This window comes from Tritonibacter horizontis (assembly GCF_001518015.1).
GTDB lineage: Bacteria > Pseudomonadota > Alphaproteobacteria > Rhodobacterales > Rhodobacteraceae > Epibacterium > Epibacterium horizontis.
On sequence record NZ_LPUY01000047.1, the window covers coordinates 1 to 2125 of the forward strand.

The window sequence follows — 2125 nt, forward strand, 5'->3', positions numbered from 1 at the left end:
CCCGCTACCTCGCGATGATGCTGGAACGCTTCGGCGATCCGCATCTGGCGCTGGCAGCCTACAACGCGGGGCCGGACGCCGTGCGCCAACACGGTGGCATTCCCCCTTACCGAGAAACCCAGAACCACCTGGCCCGCGTCATGGCCGTCGTGGCCCGATTGGAAGGATCAAATTCATGAAACAGATTTCAAACCTCTTTGTCGCCTCGCTGGCGCTATTTTTGTTCATTGCCGAGCCCGCCCTTGCACAGAGCATCGATCTCTCCCCGATCCAAAGCTTGTTGCAGGGTATTGTCGATGCGCTGACCGGACCCCTTGGTGTGGTCATCGCCACACTCGCGGTCCTCGGCGTTTTCTTGAGCTGGTTCTTCAACATCATCGACCTGCGCCAAGCGCTCTGGGTCCTCGTGGGCATCGCCGGTGTTGCGGCCGCCCCCACCATCGTTGCCGCGGTCTTTGCCGGTGGCTGAACGCTCGCCCCTTTTTCTCGGGCTCGTGCGGCCGCCGAAGCTTCTGGGCCTGCCCATCATGTACGCGATGGTCTGGCTCTTCGGCTCAGTGCTCTTGTTCGTCTGGGTCCAGCACATCGCGGTGCTGGGTGTCGCTGCCCTGCTCTATCCCGTTCTTTGGAAGGCCGCAGACTGGGATCCGCGCTTCATCGACGTGATAATGACGACGCTGCAGGAAACCCCGCCCACGCGGAACCGCAGCATTCACGGCGGAGACAGCTATGCCCCGTGATGCTGCGCTCGATGCCCGCACAATGACGCCAGACTGGTATGCGCGCGAGACCCGCCTCGCGCATATGCTGCCCTATGTGAGCCTCGTCGATGACCAGACCGTGCGCACCCGGGTCAACGAGCTCTTCCGCTGCATTCGGCTCGAAGGGATCAACAGCTATACAACCGACGATGCCTATCTCGACAAGGTGACGGCGCTCTTCGCCCGGATCATCGCGCAGCTGGGACCGGAATTCAGCTACTACGTCCACAAGGTCTCAAAGGCCATCAAACCTGATCTCGACCCGATCCGTGAGGACAGCTTCGCAGGCGAGGTTGACCGGCGCTGGCGCGCGAAACTCGAGACCAGCGGGCTGCGCGACAAGACGCTGACGCTCACCGTCATTCACCGCCCGCCCCCTAAAAGCCTTCTGCCATTCCTCAGCCGCAGCGCGCCGGATCGGCTGAGGGAGGAGACCCGCAAACGCCTGCAGCGCCTCGGTGAGGCCGTGAACGTCTTCCTGTCCGGCCTCACAGAGCTCAAGCCGCGCCTGCTGTCGGCCGCATCGGGGGAGTTGGTGGGGTTTCTGGGGGCGCTCAACACGGGCACCGAGCTACCGCTTTACCCGGCAAACACCTACGGCTTTTTGTCCTTCAACGTTGCCAATACCCGCGTGACGTTTCACCGAGACCATTTCGAGCTTTCCGAAGGCGTCGTGGGACACCGCTACGGCAAGAGTTTCACCATCGGAGAATACTCGGAGGCCACTTCCTGCACCATGTTCGACATGCTGAACCTGCCGGTCGACATGATCGTCACGCATTCCTTCACGCCGATCAATTCGAACCTCATGGCGGGCCGCATCAAGCGGCAAAAGCGCCAGATGCAGGCCAGCCAGGACGCAGCCCTCTCGCTCCTGGAAGCCCTCGACATCGCCGCCGATGATCTCGAGGCCAAGCGCCAAAGCTTCGGCGAGCATCACATGGTCGTGACGCTCTTTTGCGACACGCTCGAAGAACTGCAAACCCTCAGCGCCGAGATTGTGAACGCCGCCGCAACGGAAGGCGTGAAGATGATTGGCGAGCGGGTCGCGGCCAAGGCGCATTACCTCAGCCAGCACCCCGGCAACCAGCCCAAGCGCGTCCGCGCCAGCGCCGTCACCAACCGCAACTTCGCGGATTTTGCGGCCTTCCACCGGACACAGCTCGGCAAACCTGCAGCACTTACCCCCTGGGGCCGGGTCGTCACATATTTGCCCACGCCGGAACAGAGCGCCTACCGGTTTTCCTATCACGAGCAGGGATCGCCCGACAAAGAACCCACCAGCGGCCATACCCTGATCATGGGGCGGCCCGGGTCAGGTAAGTCTGTGCTTTCGGCCTTCCTGATGACCCAGGCCCGTCGCG

The 2125-nt window shown here is 62.4% G+C and carries 4 protein-coding genes; all 4 read left to right on the top strand.

Annotation, left to right across the window (positions count from 1 at the left end):
• Nucleotides 1–179: lytic transglycosylase domain-containing protein (locus TRIHO_RS24145; RefSeq protein ID WP_131811183.1), on the top strand; the 179-nt coding region annotated here is incomplete at its 5' end.
• On the top strand, nucleotides 176–469 hold the full coding sequence (locus TRIHO_RS07205; protein ID WP_008282963.1) for a TrbC/VirB2 family protein: 294 nt from the start codon (nucleotides 176–178) through the stop codon (nucleotides 467–469). The genes TRIHO_RS24145 and TRIHO_RS07205, both read left to right, overlap by 4 nt.
• Nucleotides 462–740, top strand: a complete 279-nt coding sequence (locus TRIHO_RS07210) for a type IV secretion system protein VirB3 (protein ID WP_068241702.1) — start codon at nucleotides 462–464, stop codon at nucleotides 738–740. Before TRIHO_RS07205 ends, TRIHO_RS07210 begins: the two co-directional genes overlap by 8 nt.
• Nucleotides 730–2125: VirB4 family type IV secretion/conjugal transfer ATPase (locus tag TRIHO_RS07215; RefSeq protein ID WP_456300659.1), on the top strand; the 1396-nt coding region annotated here is incomplete at its 3' end. The genes TRIHO_RS07210 and TRIHO_RS07215, both read left to right, overlap by 11 nt.